The sequence below is a fragment of the Lactiplantibacillus plantarum genome (assembly GCF_014131735.1).
In the GTDB taxonomy this organism is placed as follows: Bacteria; Bacillota; Bacilli; order Lactobacillales; family Lactobacillaceae; genus Lactiplantibacillus; species Lactiplantibacillus plantarum.
The window spans coordinates 474,160-498,673 of sequence record NZ_CP039121.1; the positions used below are offsets into that span (position 1 = coordinate 474,160).

The following is a 24,514-nucleotide window of genomic DNA, read 5'->3' on the forward strand; positions in this document are numbered from 1 at the left end:
TCAACGCGGACTTGCTGATTGGCGAATGTTTACGTTATAAGCCAAACACAAATAAACCAGCAAATACCAATGTCCCTGATTATTCAGGACATCGGTATTTGCTGGTTTTTAAATTAGATGAATAACAAAATTAGTTAATCAACATATTGCGCGTAGTCGATCCCTAGTCGCTTGGCGATTCCGGTAACTTCTGCGAGTGTCTTGTCATCAATCTCGATGCCGTTAGCTGACCGGTCTTGATACGCGGCAGCTTCCTTATCGCCGGCAACGATGACTGGTTTGCCGGGAACGGATGGTAGGTCGCGAATGGCTTGCAAGTAAGCTGAAAACTTAGCAATAATGGCATCCTTATCACCAAAGATTGAAGGGTCGATGGCGACAAAGCTCTGACAAGGGCCCATGGAAAGGTCGTCCGGAGTAATTTCGTTGGAGGTGTTGCCCATTGAAAGGATTGCTGTGAAAACCTCGACGATGACACCGAGACCGAACCCTTTGTGGCTACCGGTGTCTTCGGTAACGCCACCTAATGGAGCTAAACCAACATTGGAATCTAAATCACGGAGGGCATCCAAGTCTTTGGTATCGTTATGGCTATTAACGGGCGTTTCGCCATCCTTAGCGACCCATAATGCGGGCATATCTTTACCTAATTTACGATAAACTTCAATTTTACCTTGTGGCACCGTCGTTGTGGCCGCGTCGAAGATAAATGTGTTCGGGTTGGCTGGCATGGCAAAGGCAATTGGGTTGGTGCCGACCAATGCTTTGGTAGCATGAGTGGGTAACATCGCTGAACGTGAATTGCACGACGACAGGCCAATCAGACCTTCTTCGGCAGCCATGTTGGCATAGTAACCTGCAATACCATAGTGACCGGAGTTACGAGTCGTAACGATACCGATACCGTGTTGTTTTGCTTTTTCAATGGCTAGGCGCATGCTATAGATACCGTTCAATTGACCCAAGCCAAAGTGCGCGTCAACGACCGCACTAACATCGGTTTCTTTAACAACTTCTGGCCGATTATGTACGCGAATCTTACCGTTACGAATGAAGTCGTCATACATGATCATTCGCTGGACGCCATGGGATTCAATGCCAATCAAATCGGTGTAGATCAACATGTGGGCGACTTCTTGGCTTTCTTCTTCGGTAAAGCCGTAACCTTTGTAAATATTGTAAATCAGTTGTTCAATTTTTTTGCTATTGTATCGTTTTACCATTACATTCACCACGTTATTTGAAATAGACTTAAGTGACAGCCCTGTATATTATAATATGATAATAATAAGGACTTTGAATGTCAATTGAATTTTAATAATCCGTTAATCGTAAACTAATTAAAAGTGTCATCATATAACAGGTCAACCTGAGTCTTCAAAGCGCATGGAATTGAGGTCAGACTAACTCAAAGCTAATGCCGGGTCATATGGCACGGACCAATCATAAATTAGGTATAACTAAAGGGGTCATCAATAAAGTGTGCCGTTAACTGATGGCCTGTTTAGGGTGGCCCTCATTAGTAGCTGGCGATGAATTGGACGAAATAAATTGTGGCTGCGACGTTGGCTGATGCTAGCGCTGAGACCGCGAAATTGCGGTTTAGGTATTGCTGGTCAATGTGCAGACTAGAATGGTAAGTTAAATTATTTGCGAATGGTTGCAGTTGTTGCACACGTGCTTGTGGATAAGTTAAAGGAATTAGATGACAAATCGGTAATTAGTTGGGACTAATGACTGTAAATGTTAATAACATGACTTATTTGTGGGTAAGTGCATGAGTATCTGGGGATAAGTAAGGAAAATGAGGATAATTGTGGTGAATCCAGCCATCCACAGTGCATAACTTTTATGATGTAGAAGTTATCAACAGATTTATTAGATATGATGTGAAATTGATTACTGGGTTAAGCGGAAAAATGAGTGTCGTAACATAATGTGAAATGGTTTGGCATATTAAGCTGTCCCGAAAGCAATGCTTTAAGGAAAATTACTTGAATTTTCAACAGGTCGCTGACAAAGCGTATCGTTCTTTGCTATTATATTTGCTTATTGAACCGATCAGCAACCCTGGCATAGTAGTCGCATAAAACTGAAAACATTTGACAAAAGAACGACTCATAAGCGCTAATTTATCCCATATCTATCCCAAAAGATAGTACCTATTAATAAAAATGGTACTTACATTATGCCTTAGTATCATCTATAGTAGCAGATACTTTAAAGCTAATGAATGGAGCGATAGTAATATGAAAAAAATTATTGTTAATGAATATGGTTCAGTTGATGTTCTGCAAGAAGTTGTCGCACTGAAGCCGGTTCCAGGAGAAAAAGATGTGTTGATTAAAGTTGCCGCAATAGGAGTCAATGATCCAGATATCGTGATGCGCAAGTACGGCCCGTTTCCAACGATGCCGGCGGAGTTTCGGCCGACGTTGCCGCACATGCTAGGTGGCGATTTTTCTGGAATTGTTGAGCAAGTTGGTGCTGAAGTCACCAAGTTTCAGGTCGGTGATCATGTGATGGGCTATACTAAACGGGGGACGTATGCGCAATACATCGTGCTTGATCAAGACGATTCGCTATCGCAAGTCCCTGACCAGCTAGACTTGATTCCACTTGGGGGACTTTACTTAACGGCATTAACAGCTTGGAGCGCCATTATGAAGAATGGGCACTTGCAAGCCGGGCAAAAAGTGTTAATTCATGGTGGCGCTGGTGGTGTTGGTAGTATGGCAATCCAGATTGCTAAGGCCGCGGGCGCAACTGTAATTACTACGGCTCGTTCGTAGCATAACGCTTATCTAAAAGGTATAGGTGCGGATCAAATCATTGATTATCAAACTGAAGATTTTACAGAATTAGTTCACGACGTTGATCTTGTGGTGAATTTGACGGGCGCACAAACCTTAGCCGCTAGTTACCAGGTGGTGAAACGGGGTGGCCGCTTGGTCTCGGTTAACGGGGTGCCAGATAAGAAACAAGCAGCAGCGCTTGGAATTACGGCAGTCTATGCACTTGGCGATCTTTCAGAGGATGCTCGCAAGGCTATTCTTGACTTGTATCAGCAAGGTCAATTAACGGTCACTGTTTCGAAGGCCTACCCATTTACGCTCGCCGCGGTCAAACAGGCCCATCTTGATTTTGAACAGGGTGGTAATCAAGGTAAACGGGTAATTGTCTTTGACCAGGAAACGACCAATGTTTAGCTGGTTTTATCGTGAGCGGACGCGCTTACCCGAGCAGTTACCCAGATAAGACACTAGAAGTGGGCAATGACACGAATCAGCGTGCAGCCGCGCACTAATCTGTTCTAAACTAGTATTAGTAAAGAAATAAAATAGCTATCTAGACAAATACGGTATCATGAACGACGGTGGCCGGACAATCTTTAGTATAATAGTGGTTATCAGTTAACGTCGTACGATTGATTAATTATGAACAGGGATAGTAAATATTATGAATGAATCGGTATCGGATGAAAACTTTTTGGATTGTCCATTTGCCAGTGTTCAAAAAGTCGTTCGCGGAAAATGGAGCATGGTTATTCTGTATTTCCTTAGTCAGCGGGTCTTGCGTTTTGGTGAACTCAATCGCAAGGTTTATCCACCGGTGTCACCAAAGGTTGAATATTCACTCACCCCATTAGGAGAGAAGTTCTTGCCTGTTTTGAATGCTTTGGAGAACTTGGCGGTAGACTATCAGGATTACCAAGCTTAATTAAGTGAAATCGGTTAAGAACGAGCATGCTCCGGTTTATTCACGGCACTAATTGTCGTCATAAAAATTAAAAAACGAGATCCAGCGACGTCTTCATACGTGCTTGGATCTCGTTTTTAGGTAGAACTAAGTGACTATCGAGCCCAGAGTTGGGTCGAATGGCGATGTCACTTGGCCTTGAACCGCATAACTAAAATGATAATATTGCTTTTAAATTCTGAAAGCTAATGAACAACTCTTCTTTGAAACTTTTATTGGGAATATTGTTTTATTTAATACGCATGATTTATCTATCCAAGAAGGTGTCTGCATTATGCGGCAGAATTTGGCGCGAGTGTTGACGTTGTTTTAACTGACAAGATTAGTTTTTGGAAAAACTTAGCCGAACGGATTACCATATTTTTGACAGTATTGGTAAAATTCTAAGCGGTATAGATCGATAGTTCGGGTTAGTTCTTCACTAGATTGAAAATGAATTAGTTGTAAAACGGCGGCAGTAAATGCCAGTGCCGCTGTGCCGTTAGCTGTGACTAGATTCTTGTCGCTAATGACTTGCTGTTCATGAAAGTCGGCTGAGTTTTGATAGTTAGGATAATTGTGCCACATCGCCAGTGAATTGCCGGTATGCTGATAACCAGTTAAAAAACCGTTTTGGGCTAAGTAATCTACCGCACCACAGATTGCGCCAACTGGTTTTGAGGCATTGAGGTGTTGCTGAACTAGTGAATATAATAATGAATTATTGATATTCCAAGAGTTACCACCAATTAGGATTAATAAGTCAATAGTTGGTAAACAATCCAGTTGATAGTCAACTTTAGTGGTGAAGCCACCAATTGACGTAACCAATGGTGTTGTTGAAGTCGTTTTAACTTGCCAGTCAGTGCTTTGATTTAATTGACTAGCTAGATAAGAAGCTTCCCAATCTGCGTATTGATCTAGCATTAGAAATAATGCAGTTTTCATGTTGACCTCCAGAGGAAAATATATTTTCAGAACCGAATATGTTATCCTTAATTATAGGAACGTACGTTCTAAAAAGCAAGTGCATGATTAAATGTTGGAGGGCAGTAAATGAGCAAACAATCCGTAATTCTTGAGTTAATTAGAACACATATTTGCTATACACCACGGGTCTTTCAACGTATTAATAAGAAATTAGCCGTTAATTTAAGCGAAGTTGAAATTAAAGATTTAGTCAATCATATTCTGATACAACCAGATGAAATCAAAAGGTGTGGGAAAAATTATTATATCCGAAGCCGTAAAGCGCGGATAGAACTAACAGTTAATGCTGGTAATTATCGCTTAATTACAGCCAGTAAATACACAGAAGTCGACGGCTTTTAATTAATAAAACAGCTAAAAGTAATGAAAATATTAGTGAATCCGTGTGGTGGTTGAGTATTTTGGCAATGGAAAATGGGTTTGACTTGGATGATGCAGTGAAGTGCTTCTTACGAAATAAAGCGGAATACTTAAAAAGTTAATTAATGTTAGCTGAGAATAATTACAGGAGTGCAGAACATTTTAAAAGCAATAAAATCCCCTCATCAGGCTAGTGCGGAAGTCTAGCTGATGGGGGGATGTGTATTTATTTTGACGTGATTTAATTACGAGCTGCCACCGATTTTACGAGTTAAACAGCTTATAACCAGTATTGATTGATAACTAGTTTAAATTAAGCGTTGTATCAAATGTCTTATAAGCGTTATCGTCGTCATAATCGTCAGTATCATAACTAGCATCCCATTTTAGACGAATACTAGTGATGTCTTTAACACTGGATAGTTTTGACAAAACAAAGTATAGGTTACCGTCAGAATCGGTACCGCTGTTTAAATCACCGTCAAAATCATCGCTATCCATGTCGGCTTCGACTTGTTGACCGTCGTTAGTGCTGAGTTTGGCCTGGGTCGGATAGGCTGAAATATCTTGCCCAGCATGGATACTCATGTGAACTTTTACGACGCCGTTAAAATCTTTCTTGTCATTGCCGCTACCGCTAGTATAAGTGCCATCAGTTTTGTAGACCGTGACTTTATCGATTTTAAATGTGGATTTCGCCCAGCTACTGTCGGTAAATGAGGTACTGTAAGCTTTTTGGTCGGCAATATCGATGTCGTCATCACCAATAGTGATACTGTCAGAATCTGATTCTGAATCTGAGTCATAGTCCGTGCTATCGCTAGATTCTTCACTATCGCTATCGCTGTAACTGTCGTCAGAGTTAGTTGTAGCTGACTTGGAAGTTGTCGTTAGAGCAGCGTCCATGGCAGTATCACGGGCCGTTATGTTAATGAGAGCGGCGTATCCCAATGTCAATAAGACTAGCAGGCACCAAGTCCACCATTTGTGTGTCCAAGGTTTTGGTTGGCTAGCTAAACGGTCGAAACGTTTTCCAGCTGGTTCAGAGCGTTGGCATAGGAAAACAATGATTAAAATGGGGCCGACAAGTGGAAGCAGATAGAACCATAAATAATGCGCTGATCGATTAGAGTCGTGAAGTCGCCGCGCACTGGCTGTGAATTGCATCACTGAAGTCCAAACCATGAGCGCTGAAAAAATCAATAACAGCACGGTTTGTAAAACATTAACGTGTAATGGGCTGAGGATAAAAGCTGGATAACTGTATGCTCTGATACCAAGTACGATGGTTAAAACTAGGGAAATTAGGACCAAATCTAAGTAAAGCCACCAATATTGAGGCCGCGTAATCCGTTGTGACCAAGTAAAGGTTTGACGCATTCCTAGCTTTAGTGCGGTCCACATATTGACATGTTCTGGTTGATTAGGTGTGTTGTGCTGCTCGGAAGTAATGGTGTTCTGATCTTCAGTGGAAGCGACTTTGTCCTGAGTTGCGCCACAAAAAGGGCAAAAGGTCGCGTTAGTAGGAATCGCTTTTCCACAGTTAATACAATACTTTGTTTCTGACATCGATGTTCCTCCTGGAGTACTTATACTAGGCGAAATGTTATGAATATAAGTAGAATTTTATTATATGGCCGAGTGAATGATTATGGCAGCCGAAAACAAGCATATCATAACTAGTTAAAAATATTAACAAAATATTAATACTAAATTCATATTTTGTTCAATAATAGACTTAAATAGTTATTTATTTGCTTTGTTGAAAACTAAAAGCGGTAACTCTAAGCCTCAGTAAAATAACAATGAAATAGAGATTAACTTTGAACGGGAGCAACGTTGAACTATCGATCCTGAGTTCAAAAGTAGAAATGGTCTACTTCCGGACGGCCATTATGAACAAAGCTGATTAATTGAGTTATCACTCAACGGTATCATCCGTGATTAAGTAATAGTTTGAAAACTATAAGACTCCTGAAGGCATGCCAATTATATGGTGTGCTTTTTGTTTTTGCTATTTATGGTGTTCAAACGATGTATCTATATTGTTATTTGCTGCTTAGATTAGTAGTCTAAAAGAACGAGATGCGAGTATTTTACATTTGTTTTTTGAACATAGTAGGTGAAATATAGAATGTTTATCTTTCTTTGAATCATACATTTCTACCTAACAAGCAAATTTGCACAAAGTATGACTGAAAATATTGCACTTTTTAAAAATGATAGCGTTTGCAATAATGAGCAGTGTAGGAGGGATTAAGCCATGGCTGACAAACTTACTAATCAAGAAAGACGACTTCTACAAGTGTTAGCAGAAGGATCACACTATTTATCTACTGAAAGTTTAGCGGCATCGTTACAGGTTTCACGACGCTCGGTCTATAACTACTTGAATAATGTTTCAAGAAAATTAATTAGTGTCGGTATTGAACCACCACGAAATGTTAATGGATCAGGGTACTACTTAACACGTGACAGTAAATTATATGTTAAAGATTTAATAAATGGAAAAGATGGTGAACCTGATAAGCGAGTGCATCGTGTGCAGTTCACAGATCGACGAAATATTTTATTATTAGCACTATTTGTTGGAGAACGTGATATTACAATCTCGCAACTTATGAATATTACAGGTGTCGCTCGTAATACTGTGATTTCAGACTTGTCGAGAGTTCGAAAAGAACTTGGCGAAAACCGGATTGAATTAGTTGGCACGAAGGATGGACACTCACTAAGGGGACAAGAGCTTACGATCCGTAACTATTTTCAAGTTCATTTTACCGCTTTAATTGATGGCTATGATTGGGTCCAGAAATATCAAGCGGATAATTCATTCTTTGCGGGCAAAGATACGGTTGGACTTAATACGATGTTAAATGACTGGATGCATCTGGTTGAGCGGCAAAGCGAGCGGGCATTTTCCGATGATGCCATCAGAATGATTGAGTTTTATTATGCGTTTGTCTTAAAGCGTATTCTGTCAGGATGTTTTATCCCACAAGATACATTTCCAAGCAATATAGATGATCGAAGAGAGCTACGAAACAAAAAAGAATTTGGACTAGCTAGTAATTTGTTAGCTCAAGTGGGCGTTGAAGTTGGAAGCCATGATTCAGAGGCTTTATATCTTGAAAGCTTGTTATTGAGTGGACAATTACATTCTGTTGAGCCGGATGAGCGAGACAATGTTAAGACTAAAGTTTATAAGGCTGCAATTGAGGTCGTTGAGAGTTTCCAGCAGATTACAGGTTTTTCATTTTATGATCGTCGTCAATTAACAAGTGAGCTATATGTTCATTTACTCTCTACTTATTATCGAGTGAAATATCATCGACAATATCGAGACGGCATGGTGAAAGCAATTGAAGAGAATTATCCAGATATTTATACCTATACTGAGTTATCAATTCGCCCATTTGAGAAATTAAACAATTATCCATTGAATGAAAATGAGTTGTCATTGATTGCTATCTATTTTGGGTCGCAAATGTATCAAGATGAATCGCACTTGGGATCAGCTTTACTGGTTTGTTCAACAGGACTTGGAACTTCAAGAATGCTGAAGGTACAACTTGAATCGGCGTTCAAAGGTTTAAAATTTGTAGGACCAATTACGAAACGCAATTATAATAGCCTGACTCAAATATCTGAGAGTGTTGTGCTTTCCACAATACCACTTGATAAGAAAAATAGAGAAGTACTAGTGCTACATCCTATCATGAATGATCGGGAAATAAATGAATTAACAAAACAACTTGCTGTTCAAGGGATTGTAATGCCGACTTTGTCGCCTAATAAAATTTCAGCCTTGTTAGATGTAATTTCTGATAATGCGAAGATTATAAATCAGACTGGTTTAATTACAGGTATTAAAGAAGTGCTTAGCTTTTCTGTTAAACCATATTCTAAATATGAGAGGGGGTATCAACCGTTGTTAAGTGAACTGATTAATAAAAATACAATCCAGTTTGCAACTGCCAGTCATTTAGATTGGCAGCAAGCAATTGCATTAGCAACATTACCACTTCTCAGCAGTGGTAATGTTGAACAAAGCTATATTGATGCGATGATTCGAAACGTTTATAGCAATGGACCTTACATTAATATTGGTGATCGAATTGCATTCGCACACGCAAGACCAGAAGAGGGTGTCAATAAACTCGGAATGGCATTGTTATGCTTAGATGAACCAATTGAATTATTGGATAATCAGCACCGAATTCAGTTAATTTTTGTTTTAGCAGCATCAAATGATCGCTCACACTTAAAAGCGTTGGCAGAATTGGCCAGTATGCTTGGAGATAAGAACCGTTTAAAGCAGTTATTAGATGCTAGAAAGGTTAGTGAAGTTGAGAGCGTTATTGCGGAAGGAGAAAAACAGTTATGAAAACATTAGCAGCTGTATGTAGCACCGGACTTGGTTCAAGTTTTATGGTTGATATGAACATGGCAGATATTGTTAAGGGATTAGGTCTAGAAGACCGTGTTAAAACGACCCATATGGATATGGGGAGTGCCAATGAAAATTCTGCTGATCATTTCTTTGTTGGTAAGGATTTAGCGGATGCGGCTAAGGATCGTCTTGGAATTGATAAAGTGACTGTTCTAGACAGTATTATTGATAAAGAGGAATTGAAGACTAAGGTTACGACATATTTAAAAGATGCAGGTATTGAAAATAAATAGGAGGTATTGTTTACGATGCAAGCTACATTAAATGCCATTATTAGTATTGTTCGTACACCAGCTATTTTGGTTGGATTAATTGCTATTCTAGGACAGGCATTACAAAAGAAGTCCTTTTCTGACACAGTCAGCAGTGGAATTAAGACCTTCATTGGTTTCTTAGTTTTGAGCGGTGGTGCTGGTATTGTCAGCACTTCATTAGCGCCGATGAGCAAGATGTTTATGCATGCTTTTGGTGTTCAGGGAGTTGTTCCTAATAATGAAGCCGTCGTGGCAACCGTTTTAGTCGAATATGGGACAGCAACGGCTTTAATTATGTTGGTAAGTATGATTGTTAATGTAATCTTGGCACGATTTAGTCATTTTAAATACATCTACCTTTCAGGCCACGTAATGTTGTATATGGCTGCAATGCTTGCAGTTATTATGCAAGTAGCAGGTTTTGGATTCGCTACAGAAGTGTTATTCGGAGGTCTTATTTTAGGAATTTGGGATACAGTTAGCCCTGCTTTGGTACAACCGTTTCTACGTGAAGTAACAGGTGGCAATACAGTGGCGTTAGCACATACCGGTGATTTTGGTTATGCGTTTGCTGGATTAATCGCTAAGTTTACTGGTGACAAGCGTAAGTCAACTGAAGACTTAAATATTCCAAAGAGTGTATCGTTTCTACGTGATTCAACGGTTGCAATTACCATTACAATGGCCGTTATTTACATTATTTTGGCTTTGTTTGCCGGGCCAGAATTTGTTGGAAAAATGAGTTCAGGGATGAATTATATTGTATTTGCCTTAATTCAGGCCGGAACTTTTGCAGGTGGTGTTTACGTTATTCTTGCAGGTGTGCGGTTAATTTTAAATGAAATTATTCCTGCATTTAAGGGGATTTCGGAAAATCTGGTGCCTAACTCTGTACCAGCACTAGATTGCCCAATTATTTTCCCATATGCGCCAAACGCAACGATTGTTGGCTTTTTTGCTAGCTTTATTGGCGGAGTTGTTAGTATGTTCATTATGATTGGCTTACACACAGTTATTGTCATTCCGGGTGTTGTTGCACACTTTATGTGCGGTGCTACTTCTGGTGTCATTGGCAATGCTGTTGGGGGACGGCGTGGCGCAATTATTGTCGCATTTTCTCAAGGTATTTTAATCAGCTTTCTTCCATTAGCCTTACTACCGGTTCTTGGAAAAATTGGTTTAGGTGGTGCAACCTTCTCAGATGCTGACTTTGGTGTGATTGGTTCTTTGATTGGCTGGTCGGGTGTTAACGGTGGCGTTGTAATGATTATTGCCGCGATTGTTATTTCGCTCATCTTATTTATTGTTGCTTCGATTATTGCAAGTAAACATAGCGCTGATAAGACCGGGCAAAATAAGGCTAATGCCTAGATAATAATTCTTTTCTTCTGAGTATTCTTATTAATAAGGTGGTAGAAAAATGAGTTTTGATGAAATGGATACAAAAGCAGTCAATGCGATTCGAGCACTTAGTATTGATATGATTGAACATGCTGAATCCGGGCACCCCGGTATGCCGCTTGATGCCGCGCCGATGGCTTATGTCACGTATAAAAAGCATTTACGGATTGATCCTAAACATCCAAATTGGCCAAATCGCGATCGATTTGTATTATCTGCTGGGCACAGTTCGTCGATGTTGTACGCGATGCTATATTTGGCAGGTTATGGTATAACCGTAGATGATTTGAAAAACTTCAGGCGTCTTGATAGTTTGACACCAGGACATCCAGAATTGATTACACCTGGTGTTGATGCGGCCACTGGACCGCTTGGACAAGGCCTTGGTATGGCTGTTGGGATGGCAATGGCCAGCAAACATTTAGGAACTAAGTATAATGTTGATGACATCAAAATTTTAAATAGCCGTGTCTATGTAATTGCCAGTGATGGGGACTTAATGGAAGGAATCAGTCATGAATCGGCAAGTTTGGCAGGCCATTTGAAACTGAATAATTTGATTGTTATGTATGATTCAAATGACGTAACGTTAGACGCACAGGCAAGTAAAACGTTGGGCGATGATGCAGGAGAACGATTTAAGGCATATGGCTGGAATTATTTGCGGGTTGAAGATGGCAATAATCTAGATGAGATTGACAATGCTCTAAAACTAGCTGAGGCTGAACAGGAACGACCGACGATTATTGAAGTTAAAACGGTTTTGGGGTATGGATCGCCACATGCAGGTGAAAACACTGTTCATGGAAATCCACTTACAGCTGGTGAATGTCGACAGACAATGCATGATTTGGGCTGGGATTATGAACCATTTGAAGTTCCTGATGAAGTTCATCAACGTTATGCCGAAATTTTGCAAGAAGGACAACAACGATATGTATCATGGCAAAACGAATTGCATAAGCTTAAAAAGGTAAACGAAGAGCTGGCACAAAATTTTGAAGTTAATTTTTCTAATCAAGCCGCTACGGGAGATATCAGTTTACAATACAATGCTGGTGATACAGAGGCTGTGCGAATGACGGTGCATAAACTCATTCAGAAATCAGCTCATACGCCATTGAATTTTTGGGGCGGCTCGGCAGATTTGTCCAGTAGTAATAAAACTTATTTTGAGAATGATGATGGTTTTGAACCAGGTCAGTATCAAAATAAAAATGTGTTTTATGGTGTACGAGAATTTGCACAAGCAGCAGCTGTAAACGGAATAACGTTATTTGGGGGAAGTAGAACGTTTGGGAGTACATTCTTTGTCTTTAGTGATTATATGAAAAATGCGATTCGTATGGCAGCTTTGCAAAGAATTCCTGCAATCTTCGCGTTTAGTCATGATTCAATTGCGCTAGGGCAAGATGGGCCTACGCATCAACCAGTTGAACAATTGGATGGATTACGTGCGATGCCAGGGTTGACTGTATTTCGGCCAGCAGATGCGATTGAAACACAGTCAGTATGGGACTATGCATTAAATAAAAATCATGGACCAGTGGTGATTGCAATGTCACGCCAAGCACTTCCAGTACTTGAAGGTTCATTAAAGTATGCAAAAGAGTGTGTTAAAAGGGGTGGTTATATTGTATCACCGTCTGGTGTAAGCAATTCAGATGGGATAATAATTGCAACGGGTTCAGAAGTAAGTATTTCAATAGAGGCTCAAACCAAATTGAAAAGGCAAAATATCAATGTAGAAGTAGTTTCCATGCCAAGTACTGAGCTGTTTTTACAACAACCTAAATCATATCGAGATAAGGTGCTTGATCCGACCGTTAGAAATCGCATGTCAGTAGAGATGGGCTCTACTCAATCTTGGTATCGATTCACTGGTCTTGATGGTGTCAATATCGGTTTGGACCACTTTGGGGCTAGTGGGCCGGTTGATGAAATTATTCAAAGATTTGGGTTTTCCTCAGAGAATATTGCTCAAACTTATTTACAACATTTTCGTGGATAGTTATATTCAATTCGAAGTTGAATGATATAATATTAAGCATGTAATTTTTAAAATGGCATGGAGTCCGTATAGGATACTATGCCATTTTAAATTTTTGTGTGAAATAATAGGTGATCATCTGACCTATGTCATTACTTTTGGATTCTATTCAGGGCTGCTTGGGGAATGTCTTTTTGATTAACTTTTTCCCAGTTAATCACTTGTTGGCGTTTGTCATTATAACCGACTTTGAGATAAGCGTGCATCTTGAGTGAGCGTGGTAGGACGCTATCAAAAGTGAGCTCTTTCTTAACACCATTGTCGCTGTATCCAGGTTGTGAGTAATGATAGTAGACATAGGGCTTGCCGGAATCATCTTTCCCGGTTTTACGTTCACCTTTAGTCGTGATTTGAGTATAGTATGTTTTTGTTCCGTAATTTGAGTGGTACCAGTTGAAACCGAGACCAACTGGTACTAATACGATAATAGTGATGATTAGTCCCAAAATCCCCGCTTTTTTCATTAATAATCCCTCCAAATGATTAATTGAAATCTGATATTAATCATAAGAGATATAAGAAACGGTGGATAGCAGTTTATGCAATGCTAAACGAAAAACAAGTAATTAAATAAAAAATTAAAAATAAGTCAATCATTCGGATGGTAGCTTGTTGGAAAGCTAAGACTATTCGATAGACAGTGGAATAAAAAAATTTGACATTTTTAATGTAAAGGCTTACATTGTTATTTGTAGATAAATAAATTAGACATGTAACTGGTAATGCAGGCAGGATCTAAAAAAGTAACGGGCTTAGTCCGGATAACTTTTTAGGTCCTGTTTTTTGTCGTTAGGAGTGATTAAGATGGATTTTAATGATAGTGCACAGGCAATTATTTTAAACGTCGGTGGAGAAAAGAATATTAACTCGCTGATTCATTGTTCGACTAGGTTGCGTTTTACATTGAATGATTTTGCTAAGGCAGATTTGGAAAAATTGAAAACGGTTGATGGCGTTCTTGGCGCTGTTATTGCCGGTGGTCAATGTCAGGTAATCATTGGTAATGATGTTGTTGAGATGTTTGATGCGGTTCAGGCATTGTTAGGCAACAGTACACAGCAAAATACTGCCAGGGGACCCAAGCAATCATGGGGAAAAGTTGTCCTTGATTTTATCATTGGTGTCTTTCAACCGTTAGTACCAGCAATTGCTGGTGGTGGGATTTTAAAGGCCGTGTTAATGCTGTTGGCCATGTTTGGTTGGATCAGTGATAAGAGCCAAACTTATCAAATCCTGAACCTAGTTGGTGGAGCGCCGTTGTATCTACTGCCAATTCTAGTAGCAATTACAACGGCTCAGAAACTTAAAGTAAACCCGCTTGTGGCAGTGTCAACAGTCGGTGTGTTGATATTACCAGACTTAGTAGCAATGCTGACTAAAGGAACTACTTTGTTTGGATTACACGTTACGAATGTTACTTATAGTTCGCAAGTATTTCCCGCAATTTTATGCGTTTTGTTTTATGCATTAATGGAACGTTTCTTTACAAAGTATTCACCTAAACCAATCCGAATTTTCTTTGTGCCCATGATGTCAATGCTGATTACGGCACCAATTACGCTACTATTCCTTGGACCATTGGGTTATGTTGTTGGGGAAGGTTTTGTCAGTGTTATTTTATTCCTAAATACGCATCTAGGCTGGGTAGCGACAGCATTATTAGCCGGTGTTCTACCATTCATGGTCGCAACTGGCATGCACAAACCGATGATTCCATACGTTGTGTCGACGTTTAGTACAGTTGGCAAAGAATCATTGTATTTACCTGCATCATTGGCACACAACATTTCAGAAAGCGGAACATGTTTTGCAATTACACTTCGTACCAAGGATACCAAACTACGAGCGGTTGCGCTTTCTGCTGGAATTTCGGCGCTGTTTGGTATCACTGAACCTGCACTGTACGGGGTTACCTTACAACACAAACGAGCACTCATCAGTGTTATTACTGGTGGCGTGATTGGGGGTGCCTACGTTGGAATTGCCGGTTTATCTGGCTTTACGATTGTGGGACCTGGATTAGCGAGTCTACCGATGTTTGTAGATAAAAGTAATCCAGCTAATTTAATTCATGCTCTGATAGGATTTGGAATCTCATTCGTTGTTTCATTTGTTATCGGTCTAATTATCTGGAAGAATGATGAGGAGATTAGTTCTGCAAGCGATACTGGCGAAGCAACGACAACTGTAGTTGCTGAAGATTTGATGGCACCAGTTGCCGGAAAGATTTTATCGTTAGCTGATGTTCCTGATGATGTTTTTTCACAAGGACTAATCGGTCAAGGGATCGCCGTTGAACCAAGTGAAGGAAGCTTAATTGCACCCACAGATGGTACCATTGAGATGGTTTATGAGACCAAACACGCATTAGGCATGCGTACGGATAATGGGGCAGAGCTACTGTTTCACATTGGCCTGGATACTGTCCAGTTAAATGGAAAGTATTTTGAATCTCACGTGCAAGTTGGACAACATGTCCAAGCGGGTGAGTTACTTGAGACTTTTGATGTGGCTAAGATCAAAGCGGCCGGATACAACCCTATTACTATGATGGTTGTGACTAACCAAGATAGTTATACCGTTGCTGTTGATGAGAGTAATGAAACACTTGATAATCAATCTGTTATGAATATTGCAAAGTTAGGAGTTTAGCTAATGGGATTACGAAAAGATTTCTTATGGGGTGGCGCGATAGCTGCCAATCAAGTAGAAGGTGCATGGAATATCGATGGAAAAGGGTTATCAGTTGCGGATGTTGCGACGTATAAGCCCAATGTGGATGTTAAAGATTATCGCAAACAGGTTGGTGTTACAAAGTCTGATATTGAGAAAGCAATCCAAGATACAGATACTAAGTACTATCCTAAACGACGTGGTATTGATTTTTATCACCGTTACCCCGAAGACTTGGAATTATTTCATGAAATGGGATTTAAAGCATTGCGTTTATCCATTGCCTGGACACGGATATTTCCAACAGGTGAGGAATTTGAGCCCAACCAAGCTGGTTTAGACTACTATAAAGCAATGTTTAATAAGATGCATGAGTTAGGAATTGAACCAATTGTGACATTATCACATTATGAAATGCCACTTGCATTAGCGTCTAAATATAATGGTTGGGAAAATCGCAAAGTCATTGATTTATTTGTTCGTTTTTGTAAAGTTTGTTTTGAAACTTACAAGAATGATGTTAAATATTGGCTGACATTCAATGAAATTGATAGCGTTACGCGTCATCCATTTACTTCAGCCGGTATTATTCCTGATCAGACTGATAATTTGTTACAAGCAGAGTATCAGGCATTCCATCATCAATTCGTGGCGTCTGCGCTGGTAACAAAATCTTGTCACGAAGTTATCCCTGGTAGTCAGGTGGGATGTATGCTAACAAAATTGACAGATTACCCGAATTCATCTGATCCGCGTGATGTGTTAGCATCATTCAATAAAAATACAATGAATTATTTTCCAGCAGATGTTCAAGTATTTGGTGAATATCCACCCCTAGTATTGAACTACTTCAAAAAACAGAAAATTCACATTGATATGACTGCATCAGACCTGGAAATTTTGAAGGAAAATACTGTAGACTTTGTAACGTTTAGTTACTATATGTCACTAGTATCATCATATGATGAAAATAATTTGACGTTGACGACTGGTAATACGATTGTTGGTGGTAAGAATCCACATTTGCCGGTTACGGAATGGGGATGGACAGTTGATCCGGTTGGCTTAAGAATTTCGTTGTTACAGTTATATGATCGCTATCACAAGCCGTTAATGATTGTTGAAAACGGAATGGGTGCTAAAGACGAATTAACAGCGGATCAGAAAATTCATGATGACTATCGCATCAAATATTTCCGTGCGCATTTCAATGAAATGATTAAGGCAGTGGACGCCGGTGTTGATTTATTAGGTTACACTAGCTGGGCCCCGATTGATTTAGTAAGTGCTTCAACTTCGCAAATGTCTAAGCGGTATGGTTTTATTTATGTAGACGAAGATGACTTAGGTAATGGTTCGCTTAAGCGTTATCGCAAAGATTCTTTTACATGGTATCAAAAGGTAATTCAGACAAATGGAACTAGTCTAGATTAGTGAAGGTGTGGTGATCAAATGCTACGGATTAAAAAGGTGCTAAACTCCAGCGTCGTTTTGGTTACCGATGAACATGACCAGGAGTTTATCTTGTTAGGTAAGGGGATTGGTTATGGGAAAAAACCAGGTGCTGTGATTATGGATGGCGATTTTAATCAGGTTTTCGTGGCATCACCAGATCCAAACGTAGAACAATTACTGGCAACAATCGCGTCATCGTCACCGCAATTGATTGAGATTACTCAGACAATTGTTAGTGAGGCGACTGAGCAGCTTCAGAGTAAGTTGAGTGATACGTTGTATGTTGCTTTGCTTGATCATTTGAAATTTACTCTTGAACGTGCTGCTAAAGGGATTGTTATAACCAATCGAGTTTATTGGGAAATTAAGACATACTATAGCCATGAATTTGAGATTGGCCAGTTAGCAGTTAGATTAGTTAATCGGGCGTTTAAAACTGACTTTTCGGAGCAAGAGGCTGCAAATATCGCTGCACACATTATTAATGCCGAAAACGGAACTGATGAGCGTAAGGATGCATTAAAGGCTGGCCAATTGATTGGACGGATCATTAACATCGTCAAGTATCAGACTGGTGGAATAGTCAATGAACATGATTTAAATTATCAGCGGTGTGTGGTACATGTAAAATTTTTAGTTGAACGGGCTATTGCGGGAGAACTGTTGGATGATGCAGATCCGGCAATGGTAGCTATAGTCAAAAGTCAAAATTCACGTGCTTTTGCAATTGCTGGAAAGGTAGCTGCATACATGAGTATGAAGTTTAAGATGCCACTGCCAGATGAAGAAGTGATGCTAATGGCTATGCAGATTCAAAGATTATTGCCATAGGTTAGTCTGGCATACTAACTAAATTATTATATTAGAATACATACCATTTCGAATGAGGGGTGAGGTGGTATGTATTTTTGTGAATAAGTCTGGCTATATAACAAGTTATAAATGATTCGTGATTGACAATTTATAACTTGTTTTTTGTTAGAAGAATTTTAATTATAAAAATATTTATTAACGGTGTAACTAGTTTGCATGGACACTCTATGGAGATTTGTAACCTAGATTGTTAGTATAGAAGTAAATGTGTATTGAACGGGGAATCTAAATAATGAGAAAGAAAAAATATATTAGTCAGCGTACACGTGCAACTCATACCTATTCTTTTTATCGTCAGCGTCGGAATGATCCTAATTGGCGGGCTGATTACCTGGCGGCTCGGGTATGCCGACAACGTCATATTTTGATCAGTCTTATTATTATCTTAGTCTTAATATTAATTGGGGTTATTGGATATAGAAATCGAGTAGTGACATTGTTGAATGGGTCAGAAACAACATCTCAAGTAACTACAGTGAAAAATGCTAGTGGGGAAGACTCAATTAAAGATTTTACCAAACAATCGGTTTCTAACGAGCAAACTAAAACAATAGATAATGTGCAAAAAACAGTAACGATTAGTGATTATCAAAGATATTCAGCTTATTCTGGCGAATATGGAAGTGAAACACAAACCTGTTCACTTGATTTTGCAACGGGTGAGCTAATGACCACTGGACCACAAAAACAACAAGTTTTTTATTTTGATAAAGTCATGTTGCATCCTGATAAAAGTCTAGTCATCAACATGCATGGCAATTATCATTATAATGCTTATGATGGTAAGGGTGAACGGTATAGATTGGTTCACCTGAGTGTCTTATTTGCACCCCGTGATCAGAAAATTACACAAAATTGGCAGACTGGAAAGTCACTTGAGGATGGTACTAATACGGCTGTCAATCGATTCTCGATTGCGTTGTCAAATGATGGCGGTAAAGTGTTTCAAATGTCACCAGCGTATACAGCATTTGAGACTAATCAAACTAAAGGTGATACATTAGCAGTAATTTATTCCGAAGCTAATTGAGAAGAGCTATTTTAGACTTAATATAACTATCGTAATTATCTTCAATACATCTCAATATGGATTAATTTCATGTGAAGTAGCAGTTGTAGTTAGTTAGTAATACTTTCAATGTTTCAAACTAAGTATTTAAGCTAAGTTAGCTTGTTTTAAAGTGCCGTTAGTTCCAGAACTAAATTGGTTTCCAGTATAATACGCTAGTAGATATTATTTAACGGTTATTTAATATTTGTACTTCAATCTGAATAGGGCAGTTTATGCTAAATCGATATAGGAAAAATCATTATGGTAATGCAAGGGGGAATAATGATGAAGACAGATATCATTTTACGGGTTGTGCTTGGCTTGCTGTTTACTTGCTTAGGCTGTTTTCAAATTTTTGCTGTGAGACGGTATTTTCGCCAGTTAAAACTGCACGGAAACGCTGAAACGTCCGCTTTTGCACCGCTGGCTTTGTGGAGCGCCTTTGTAATTGGCTTGATTTTTATTTTCGTTGGCATAGCTGCGGGCTTTGGGTTGATTTAACTAATATTTGTTGGGATTACTAAAAACACCATAAACAAAGTGCACTGCGGATAATCGTAGTGCACTTTGTTTATGGTGTTTTGAATTAAAAATATGATTTGATGGTTACGATAATATGATTTTATTCATCAATTTCCGGCGCCGACCCAAGCTCTGCCTGAATCATCCAGATTTTCTTTTCAATTGCGGTTTTGAGACCAATGAAAATATCTTGGGTACTGAAGTCTTTTTCAACATCGGATACTTCAATGCCGTGTTGGTAAAGGTCTTCCAAGTAACGATAGCCATCAACTAAGTGTGCGAGGCGTTCTGGGGTTGTTTTGTCCCATTCACCAGGCCAGTCTTGAATCTTAGTGTTTTCGGCCATTTCTTTTAAGGTCGAGTAAGGACTGCCATCAAGCGCAATCAGCCGTTCAGAAATGACATCGAGTTGGCTGTCAATTTCTTCCATGAACTCATCCATCAAGGGGTGCAACTTTAAAAAGTTGGGTCCACGCATGTACCAATGCGTCTGATGGATAATCATTGACATCTGGCTCAAATCGGCAACGAGTTGATTTAATACTGCTTTGGTTTTCGTATATTTCATTAGATTGATCTCCTTTCGATATGGTTATTATAACTTAGTGGTAGCTTAATCTGAAACGTTATACACTGGCAAATTAAGTTATTTATCGCCCGTAGAATTAAGTCGTTTTGAAAAGATGGGGGCGTTATATGGTGGTAATTAGTGCTAACAAAAACGACCACCGTATGGGTGGCCGTTTGGGTATCTTAATCAGTGTCGAATTAGACTTATTCCCGTTTCTTGAACTTAGCTGCCAGTCCTAGCCAACCTAATCCAGTAAATAAAGCGGCCAAGATACCACCCAGTGTTGCGCCGTGTTCAGATTGCTCACTGGTTTGCGGTAATTGGCCCGAATTGTGCGTAGCAACTGTTGCTGGTGCTTGCTGTTTTCCTGGTTGAGCCAGGGCACTGACTGGTGCAATCGGTGTTGGCTGTGGACTAGTCGTTGGCGACGATTGTGAAGTCGTAGTGCCTTGTGACACGGGCGCTTTTGCCAGCAATGAACTCCCTGGCTGTGGTGCCGGGTTTGGCTGCGGCACCGGGCTCGGTTGTGGTGCCGGGTTTGGTTGTGGTGCCGGGCTCGGTTGAGGTGTAGGGCTCGGTTGCGGCGTTGGTTCAGGCTGAGGTGCTGGTGTCGGCTGTGGTTCGGGCACAGGTTCTGGTTCCGGACCCGGCGTCGGTTGTTCAGGCCCACTCGGCTCCGGCGTGTAAGTGTAAACGACGTGCTGGGCGGTGGTGCCAAAGGTCCCGATCGTTGGACCGACAACTTTGTTGAAGACGTAGCCTGGAATTGACAACTGTTCAGTTTGATAATTTTGACCAAAGTCACCACTTAAAACAATATCCGCGTGAAGTGGCTTTCCATCCGCATCTTGATAACTAACGGTGACGGGCAGTACTGCTTGTTTTTCATAGACGTAAAGGACATGCTGCGGTTCCTTGGTAAAGCTACCGGTCGCGTTAGTTGGTGTCTTGATGAGTTGATAGCCTGGAATCTCTAGCGCTTTAGTCTCATACGCTGCGCCGATTTCACCAGTGTGGGTGATATCAGGTTGTAAGGTTTTACCATCTTCGTCTTGATAACTGGCAGTCACCGGCTGTGGAATCTGCTTGGTATAGATGTAGGTGACTTGTTGCGGTTCCTTGGTAAAGGTACCAGTTGCGTTGCCGATAGTCTTAACTAAGTCGTAGTCTGGAATCTCTAGCGCCTTAGTCTCATACGCTGCGCCAATTTCACCAGTGTGGGTGATATCAGGTTGTAAGGCTTTGCCATCTTCGTCTTGATAGCTGGCAGTCACCGGCTGTGGGACTTGTTTTGTATAAATGTAGATAACGTGCTGCGGTTCAGCTGTAAACGTGCCGGCCGCGTTGTCAGGTGTTTTTGTGAGATCGTAGCCCGCGATTTCGAGCGGCTTGGTCGTGTATGGATCACCAGCCAAACCGTTGCAAGTCGTGTCTGGCTGCAGGGTCTTTCCTTGTTCATCCTGATAGCTGACCGTCACAGGGGCTCCAGCTGTTTTATCATAAACGTAAGTGACCGCTTGCGGTTCCGCACTGAAAGTACCTTGTGGGGCGCCTTGGGTCTCGACGTGGGTGTAGTTCGTAATATCAGCCGGGGTGCTTTGATAATCTTCACCAACGAGGCCGGTCAATTCTTCCGAATCGCGCAGAGCGGCACCGTTACGATCGATATGGTGAATGGTTACTGGGGCCGCTTTGGCTGCTAATACATAGGGCTGAAAGACATGGAACACCGGTGAACTGCCATCTGAGCCTTGAGCAACCAAATAAAAGTTTTTATCATTTGGGACAACGTTGATGCTGACGCCATTAGTGACGAACTGACCGTTGGCATCACCAGTGAAGCCTGGAATCTGTGGTACTAACTGATTGAATGTCAACCCACCTTGACCGTCGGGTACCACGTTACTCAGGTCACCATTCACGGCTTTTCCCGCGCCGTTGAAGTAGAACCGGTAGTAGAATTGGCCGTTAGGAGTTAGTTGAACTGGTTTCAAAATGGCGGCTTGCGATTTAAGGACAGCTTGCTGCCCGTTTGGTAAATAAAAGCGGTTCTTTAAGGTTGCACTGGTCGTGTCTTGATCGACATAAACGAGCGGTTCTAGAATTGTCTGCCCAAGATAAGTAGTTGTCTTGAGGTTCGGTAAGTCTTTAAAGACTGACAAATCAGCAATATGGTTGTAAGCGACGTCCAGTTCTTGTAGGTTTGTCAAATGCGCAATCGGCGATAAATCACTGACACGGTTATGCTGAATATTCAGCACAGTTAATTTGGTCAGACCGGCCAATGGTGAAATGTCAGTCACGTCGCCGTTATAATAACCGCCAAGTGCGTTGAGACCGTTATTGAGCCAAATGGTTTTCAGGTTCGTCGCGTATTGCAGCCCTTCCAAGGAGTATGGTGTGTGACCATCAATATAAGTGTTTTCCCCATAGAATTGGGTTAATAATTGCATATCATCTTTAGTAATATCGTTAACAGATTTAAACTGATGGTCGGGGAGCTTCAACGCTTGTAACTCGCGTAAAACGGCTTCTTGAAGGTGCTTGTTCGGCATCCAAGTATCAATAGATTCAGTTGGCGTCGTCGCTGCGGTCGGCACGACTGTACCAACACTAGTCGCGGGCTTTTCAGCTGTCGTTGCCGCTGAAGCAGCTTCTGCGTTAGCTTGTTCGGCATATTCGGAATAGGTACTGGAAGCTAAGCTATTAATAACACTGGTAATTTGAAAAGTAGTCGCTGCCGAAGTCGCGGTGCTAGCGGGAACAGTCGCATGCGAAGTGTCAGGTGTTGCGGCGCTTTCGACACTAGCAGCACTAGCGTCGGCGGAATACGTGCTGGCAGCGATACTATTGACGGCGCTGGTTATCACGCTAGCCGAGGCGGCGCTTGCCGCACTAGCTGCCATCTTAGCACCACTAGTGGGTGCAGACGAGCTGCTCGAAATAGCACTCGTCATTGGATGAATAACCTCTGAACCGTCAGATATCTGGCTTGTACTTGTAGTGCTTGCTGCGGCTAATTTTTCTGAGCTAGTCTCACTGGAAGTCGAAAGCGGCACTGACTCGGCAGCACTATCAGTTGTCATCACACTAGTAGGAGCCGTGCTGTTGGCTGCCGTACTATTAGTGACGCTTGGTGCAGCGGCACTAGCCGTCTCGGCGACTGAAGTTGGTACGGGCATACTTGCAGAGCTAGCAGGGGTCGTTGAATGAATTACACCAGAACTGACAGTTTGCTGGCTTGTACTCATAGCCTTGTTGGGTGTACTACTTTCAGCACTAGTTAGACTGGAACTAGCATTAGGCGTTGCTGTTGTGTCTGTTGGATACTTAGTGGTCGCAGAGCTGGCCATGGCCGCCGAAGTTGGGATCAGGTTATTGGTGCTTGCTGCCTCGGTCACACTTGAACTAGGTTCGGCGGCGTGACCACTTGTCGCTGAAGTGCTAGCCATTGCTGACATCAATGAGCCACTAGTAGCCGTTGATTTCACGGGCATTGCTGCGGTACTAGTTGCTACAGGACTACTGGTTGTAGTACTGCCAGTTGCGCTACTACCAGTTGTCGATGTTAAGGTAACTTGACTGCCGGATAGCGGGTTAGTCGGCGCTGTTTGCTGGACAGTAGGCGCAGTGGTGGTGGGTGCTGTTGTCGAATCAGTGGCCGCAAAGGCGTCTTGATTGGTCAAAATAATGCTGGCCAAAATCGTGGCCGCAATCCCAGTAATTAAGTGCCACTTTGGTGGGTTATTAGTGATAATTTTTCGCTTGTTCAAAATAATCATACTCCTTTTGATGATTGATTTAGTCATAAGCACACTAAATTAGTTAAAGTGTAGCACCATTATTTTGGCGGGTCTAGCCAGTTTGGTGGACGTCTTGTCACTTAGTTGTGAATGGCTGGATGCCGGTGCTTTTCAAAATCATGAAACAAACCGTTATTTGACGGTACTTAACGCCGATGTTGAGCTGAGTTAGAACGGATGGACATTAAGAAGTGCACGCTTTTAGCGCTGAAATGCTTGTTTTTTTAAAGTTTGGTGGTTCGCAAAGGCAAGTTGGTAAACTTGCCTAAGAATGGCGCTCAAGCCAGAGCTACCGATTAACTTGCGAGGTTGCGGTGAAA

19 protein-coding genes are annotated in these 24,514 nt (G+C 41.1%); 13 read left to right on the plus strand and 6 right to left on the minus strand.

Annotated elements, in window-relative coordinates; genetic code table 11:
* Positions 1-134: 134 nt before the first annotated feature.
* Positions 135-1,223, minus strand: a complete 1,089-nt coding sequence (locus E5260_RS02130) for an Ldh family oxidoreductase (RefSeq protein ID WP_003642388.1) — start codon at positions 1,221-1,223, stop codon at positions 135-137.
* A 1,026-nt stretch (positions 1,224-2,249) separates the two neighbouring features.
* Here E5260_RS02130 and E5260_RS15350 point away from each other — a divergent pair.
* The 3 genes from E5260_RS15350 (at position 2,250) to E5260_RS02140 (ending at position 3,720) form a co-directional block, all read left to right on the plus strand.
* Complete coding sequence (locus E5260_RS15350) at positions 2,250-2,792, plus strand: quinone oxidoreductase family protein (protein WP_011102057.1); 543 nt, start codon at positions 2,250-2,252, stop codon at positions 2,790-2,792.
* A 39-nt stretch (positions 2,793-2,831) separates the two neighbouring features.
* Entirely contained in the window at positions 2,832-3,209 is a 378-nt protein-coding gene (locus E5260_RS15355; RefSeq protein WP_080466451.1) for a zinc-binding dehydrogenase, read from the plus strand.
* A gap of 250 nt (positions 3,210-3,459) precedes the next feature.
* Positions 3,460-3,720: a winged helix-turn-helix transcriptional regulator gene (locus tag E5260_RS02140; protein WP_003642384.1), complete on the plus strand. Its 261-nt coding sequence runs from the start codon at positions 3,460-3,462 to the stop codon at positions 3,718-3,720.
* Between the two features lie 378 nt (positions 3,721-4,098).
* Here the strand turns inward: E5260_RS02140 and E5260_RS02145 are convergent, their stop codons facing one another.
* A complete protein-coding gene (locus tag E5260_RS02145) occupies positions 4,099-4,686 on the minus strand; it encodes a type 1 glutamine amidotransferase family protein (protein ID WP_003642383.1) in 588 nt (195 codons plus the stop codon).
* A gap of 108 nt (positions 4,687-4,794) precedes the next feature.
* Here E5260_RS02145 and E5260_RS02150 point away from each other — a divergent pair, with 108 nt between their 5' ends.
* Positions 4,795-5,070 carry a DUF3781 domain-containing protein gene (locus E5260_RS02150; RefSeq protein WP_003642382.1) on the plus strand — a complete coding sequence of 92 codons (276 nt, stop codon included), beginning with the start codon at positions 4,795-4,797 and terminating at the stop codon, positions 5,068-5,070.
* Positions 5,071-5,391: 321 nt separating this feature from the next.
* Here E5260_RS02150 and E5260_RS02155 read toward each other — a convergent pair whose 3' ends face one another.
* The gene (locus E5260_RS02155) at positions 5,392-6,657 is read right to left on the minus strand and encodes a DUF805 domain-containing protein (protein ID WP_003642381.1); all 1,266 of its coding nucleotides are present in this window, start codon (positions 6,655-6,657) and stop codon (positions 5,392-5,394) included.
* Positions 6,658-7,351: 694 nt separating this feature from the next.
* Between E5260_RS02155 and E5260_RS02160 the strand changes: the two genes are divergently transcribed.
* The 4 genes from E5260_RS02160 to tkt are packed head-to-tail and all read left to right on the plus strand — an operon-like array spanning position 7,352 to position 13,207.
* The gene (locus tag E5260_RS02160) at positions 7,352-9,475 is read left to right on the plus strand and encodes a BglG family transcription antiterminator (RefSeq protein ID WP_003642380.1); all 2,124 of its coding nucleotides are present in this window, start codon (positions 7,352-7,354) and stop codon (positions 9,473-9,475) included.
* Positions 9,472-9,774: a PTS sugar transporter subunit IIB gene (locus E5260_RS02165; protein ID WP_003642379.1), complete on the plus strand. Its 303-nt coding sequence runs from the start codon at positions 9,472-9,474 to the stop codon at positions 9,772-9,774. The genes E5260_RS02160 and E5260_RS02165 overlap by 4 nt, the downstream gene beginning before the upstream one ends.
* Positions 9,775-9,789: 15 nt before the next feature.
* Positions 9,790-11,166, plus strand: a complete 1,377-nt coding sequence (locus E5260_RS02170) for a PTS ascorbate transporter subunit IIC (protein ID WP_003642378.1) — start codon at positions 9,790-9,792, stop codon at positions 11,164-11,166.
* Between the two features lie 49 nt (positions 11,167-11,215).
* Positions 11,216-13,207 (plus strand): transketolase, encoded by a 1,992-nt coding sequence (gene tkt / locus E5260_RS02175; protein ID WP_003642377.1) that lies wholly within the window; start codon positions 11,216-11,218, stop codon positions 13,205-13,207.
* A gap of 131 nt (positions 13,208-13,338) precedes the next feature.
* Here tkt and E5260_RS02180 read toward each other — a convergent pair whose 3' ends face one another.
* Positions 13,339-13,710, minus strand: a complete 372-nt coding sequence (locus E5260_RS02180) for a YxeA family protein (RefSeq protein WP_003642376.1) — start codon at positions 13,708-13,710, stop codon at positions 13,339-13,341.
* Positions 13,711-14,050: 340 nt separating this feature from the next.
* On the opposite strand from E5260_RS02180, the gene E5260_RS02185 reads away from it, so the two are divergent.
* The 5 genes from E5260_RS02185 (at position 14,051) to E5260_RS02205 (ending at position 19,799) form a co-directional block, all read left to right on the plus strand.
* The gene (locus E5260_RS02185; protein ID WP_003642375.1) at positions 14,051-15,898 is read left to right on the plus strand and encodes a PTS beta-glucoside transporter subunit IIBCA; all 1,848 of its coding nucleotides are present in this window, start codon (positions 14,051-14,053) and stop codon (positions 15,896-15,898) included.
* A gap of 3 nt (positions 15,899-15,901) precedes the next feature.
* Positions 15,902-17,353 (plus strand): glycoside hydrolase family 1 protein, encoded by a 1,452-nt coding sequence (locus E5260_RS02190; protein ID WP_003642374.1) that lies wholly within the window; start codon positions 15,902-15,904, stop codon positions 17,351-17,353.
* Between the two features lie 18 nt (positions 17,354-17,371).
* Positions 17,372-18,205 carry a PRD domain-containing protein gene (locus E5260_RS02195; RefSeq protein ID WP_003642373.1) on the plus strand — a complete coding sequence of 278 codons (834 nt, stop codon included), beginning with the start codon at positions 17,372-17,374 and terminating at the stop codon, positions 18,203-18,205.
* A gap of 274 nt (positions 18,206-18,479) precedes the next feature.
* Positions 18,480-19,277, plus strand: coding sequence for a hypothetical protein (locus E5260_RS02200; protein ID WP_003642372.1), 798 nt, complete (start codon positions 18,480-18,482; stop codon positions 19,275-19,277).
* Between the two features lie 306 nt (positions 19,278-19,583).
* Positions 19,584-19,799 (plus strand): hypothetical protein, encoded by a 216-nt coding sequence (locus E5260_RS02205; RefSeq protein WP_033607647.1) that lies wholly within the window; start codon positions 19,584-19,586, stop codon positions 19,797-19,799.
* Positions 19,800-19,920: 121 nt separating this feature from the next.
* Here E5260_RS02205 and E5260_RS02210 read toward each other — a convergent pair whose 3' ends face one another.
* Together E5260_RS02210 and E5260_RS02215 are read right to left on the minus strand one after the other, a co-directional pair.
* Positions 19,921-20,388, minus strand: a complete 468-nt coding sequence (locus E5260_RS02210) for a Dps family protein (RefSeq protein ID WP_003587210.1) — start codon at positions 20,386-20,388, stop codon at positions 19,921-19,923.
* A gap of 206 nt (positions 20,389-20,594) precedes the next feature.
* Positions 20,595-24,164 carry a MucBP domain-containing protein gene (locus tag E5260_RS02215; RefSeq protein ID WP_011102054.1) on the minus strand — a complete coding sequence of 1,190 codons (3,570 nt, stop codon included), beginning with the start codon at positions 24,162-24,164 and terminating at the stop codon, positions 20,595-20,597.
* Positions 24,165-24,514: the final 350 nt, after the last annotated feature.

What these genes read in the sequence shown, in the direction of transcription:
- E5260_RS02140 (WP_003642384.1), top strand. Translation starts at nt 3,460, where the DNA reads ATGAATGAATCGGTATCGGATGAAAACTTTTTGGATTGTCCATTTGCC.
- E5260_RS02160 (WP_003642380.1), top strand. Translation starts at nt 7,352, where the DNA reads ATGGCTGACAAACTTACTAATCAAGAAAGACGACTTCTACAAGTGTTA.
- tkt (WP_003642377.1), top strand. Translation starts at nt 11,216, where the DNA reads ATGAGTTTTGATGAAATGGATACAAAAGCAGTCAATGCGATTCGAGCA.
- E5260_RS02190 (WP_003642374.1), top strand. Translation starts at nt 15,902, where the DNA reads ATGGGATTACGAAAAGATTTCTTATGGGGTGGCGCGATAGCTGCCAAT.
- E5260_RS02150 (WP_003642382.1), top strand. Translation starts at nt 4,795, where the DNA reads ATGAGCAAACAATCCGTAATTCTTGAGTTAATTAGAACACATATTTGC.
- E5260_RS15350 (WP_011102057.1), top strand. Translation starts at nt 2,250, where the DNA reads ATGAAAAAAATTATTGTTAATGAATATGGTTCAGTTGATGTTCTGCAA.
- E5260_RS02205 (WP_033607647.1), top strand. Translation starts at nt 19,584, where the DNA reads ATGAAGACAGATATCATTTTACGGGTTGTGCTTGGCTTGCTGTTTACT.
- E5260_RS02180 (WP_003642376.1), bottom strand. Translation starts at nt 13,710, where the DNA reads ATGAAAAAAGCGGGGATTTTGGGACTAATCATCACTATTATCGTATTA.
- E5260_RS02130 (WP_003642388.1), bottom strand. Translation starts at nt 1,223, where the DNA reads ATGGTAAAACGATACAATAGCAAAAAAATTGAACAACTGATTTACAAT.
- E5260_RS02200 (WP_003642372.1), top strand. Translation starts at nt 18,480, where the DNA reads ATGAGAAAGAAAAAATATATTAGTCAGCGTACACGTGCAACTCATACC.
- E5260_RS02185 (WP_003642375.1), top strand. Translation starts at nt 14,051, where the DNA reads ATGGATTTTAATGATAGTGCACAGGCAATTATTTTAAACGTCGGTGGA.
- E5260_RS02170 (WP_003642378.1), top strand. Translation starts at nt 9,790, where the DNA reads ATGCAAGCTACATTAAATGCCATTATTAGTATTGTTCGTACACCAGCT.
- E5260_RS02155 (WP_003642381.1), bottom strand. Translation starts at nt 6,657, where the DNA reads ATGTCAGAAACAAAGTATTGTATTAACTGTGGAAAAGCGATTCCTACT.
- E5260_RS02165 (WP_003642379.1), top strand. Translation starts at nt 9,472, where the DNA reads ATGAAAACATTAGCAGCTGTATGTAGCACCGGACTTGGTTCAAGTTTT.
- E5260_RS02195 (WP_003642373.1), top strand. Translation starts at nt 17,372, where the DNA reads ATGCTACGGATTAAAAAGGTGCTAAACTCCAGCGTCGTTTTGGTTACC.
- E5260_RS02210 (WP_003587210.1), bottom strand. Translation starts at nt 20,388, where the DNA reads ATGAAATATACGAAAACCAAAGCAGTATTAAATCAACTCGTTGCCGAT.
- E5260_RS02145 (WP_003642383.1), bottom strand. Translation starts at nt 4,686, where the DNA reads ATGAAAACTGCATTATTTCTAATGCTAGATCAATACGCAGATTGGGAA.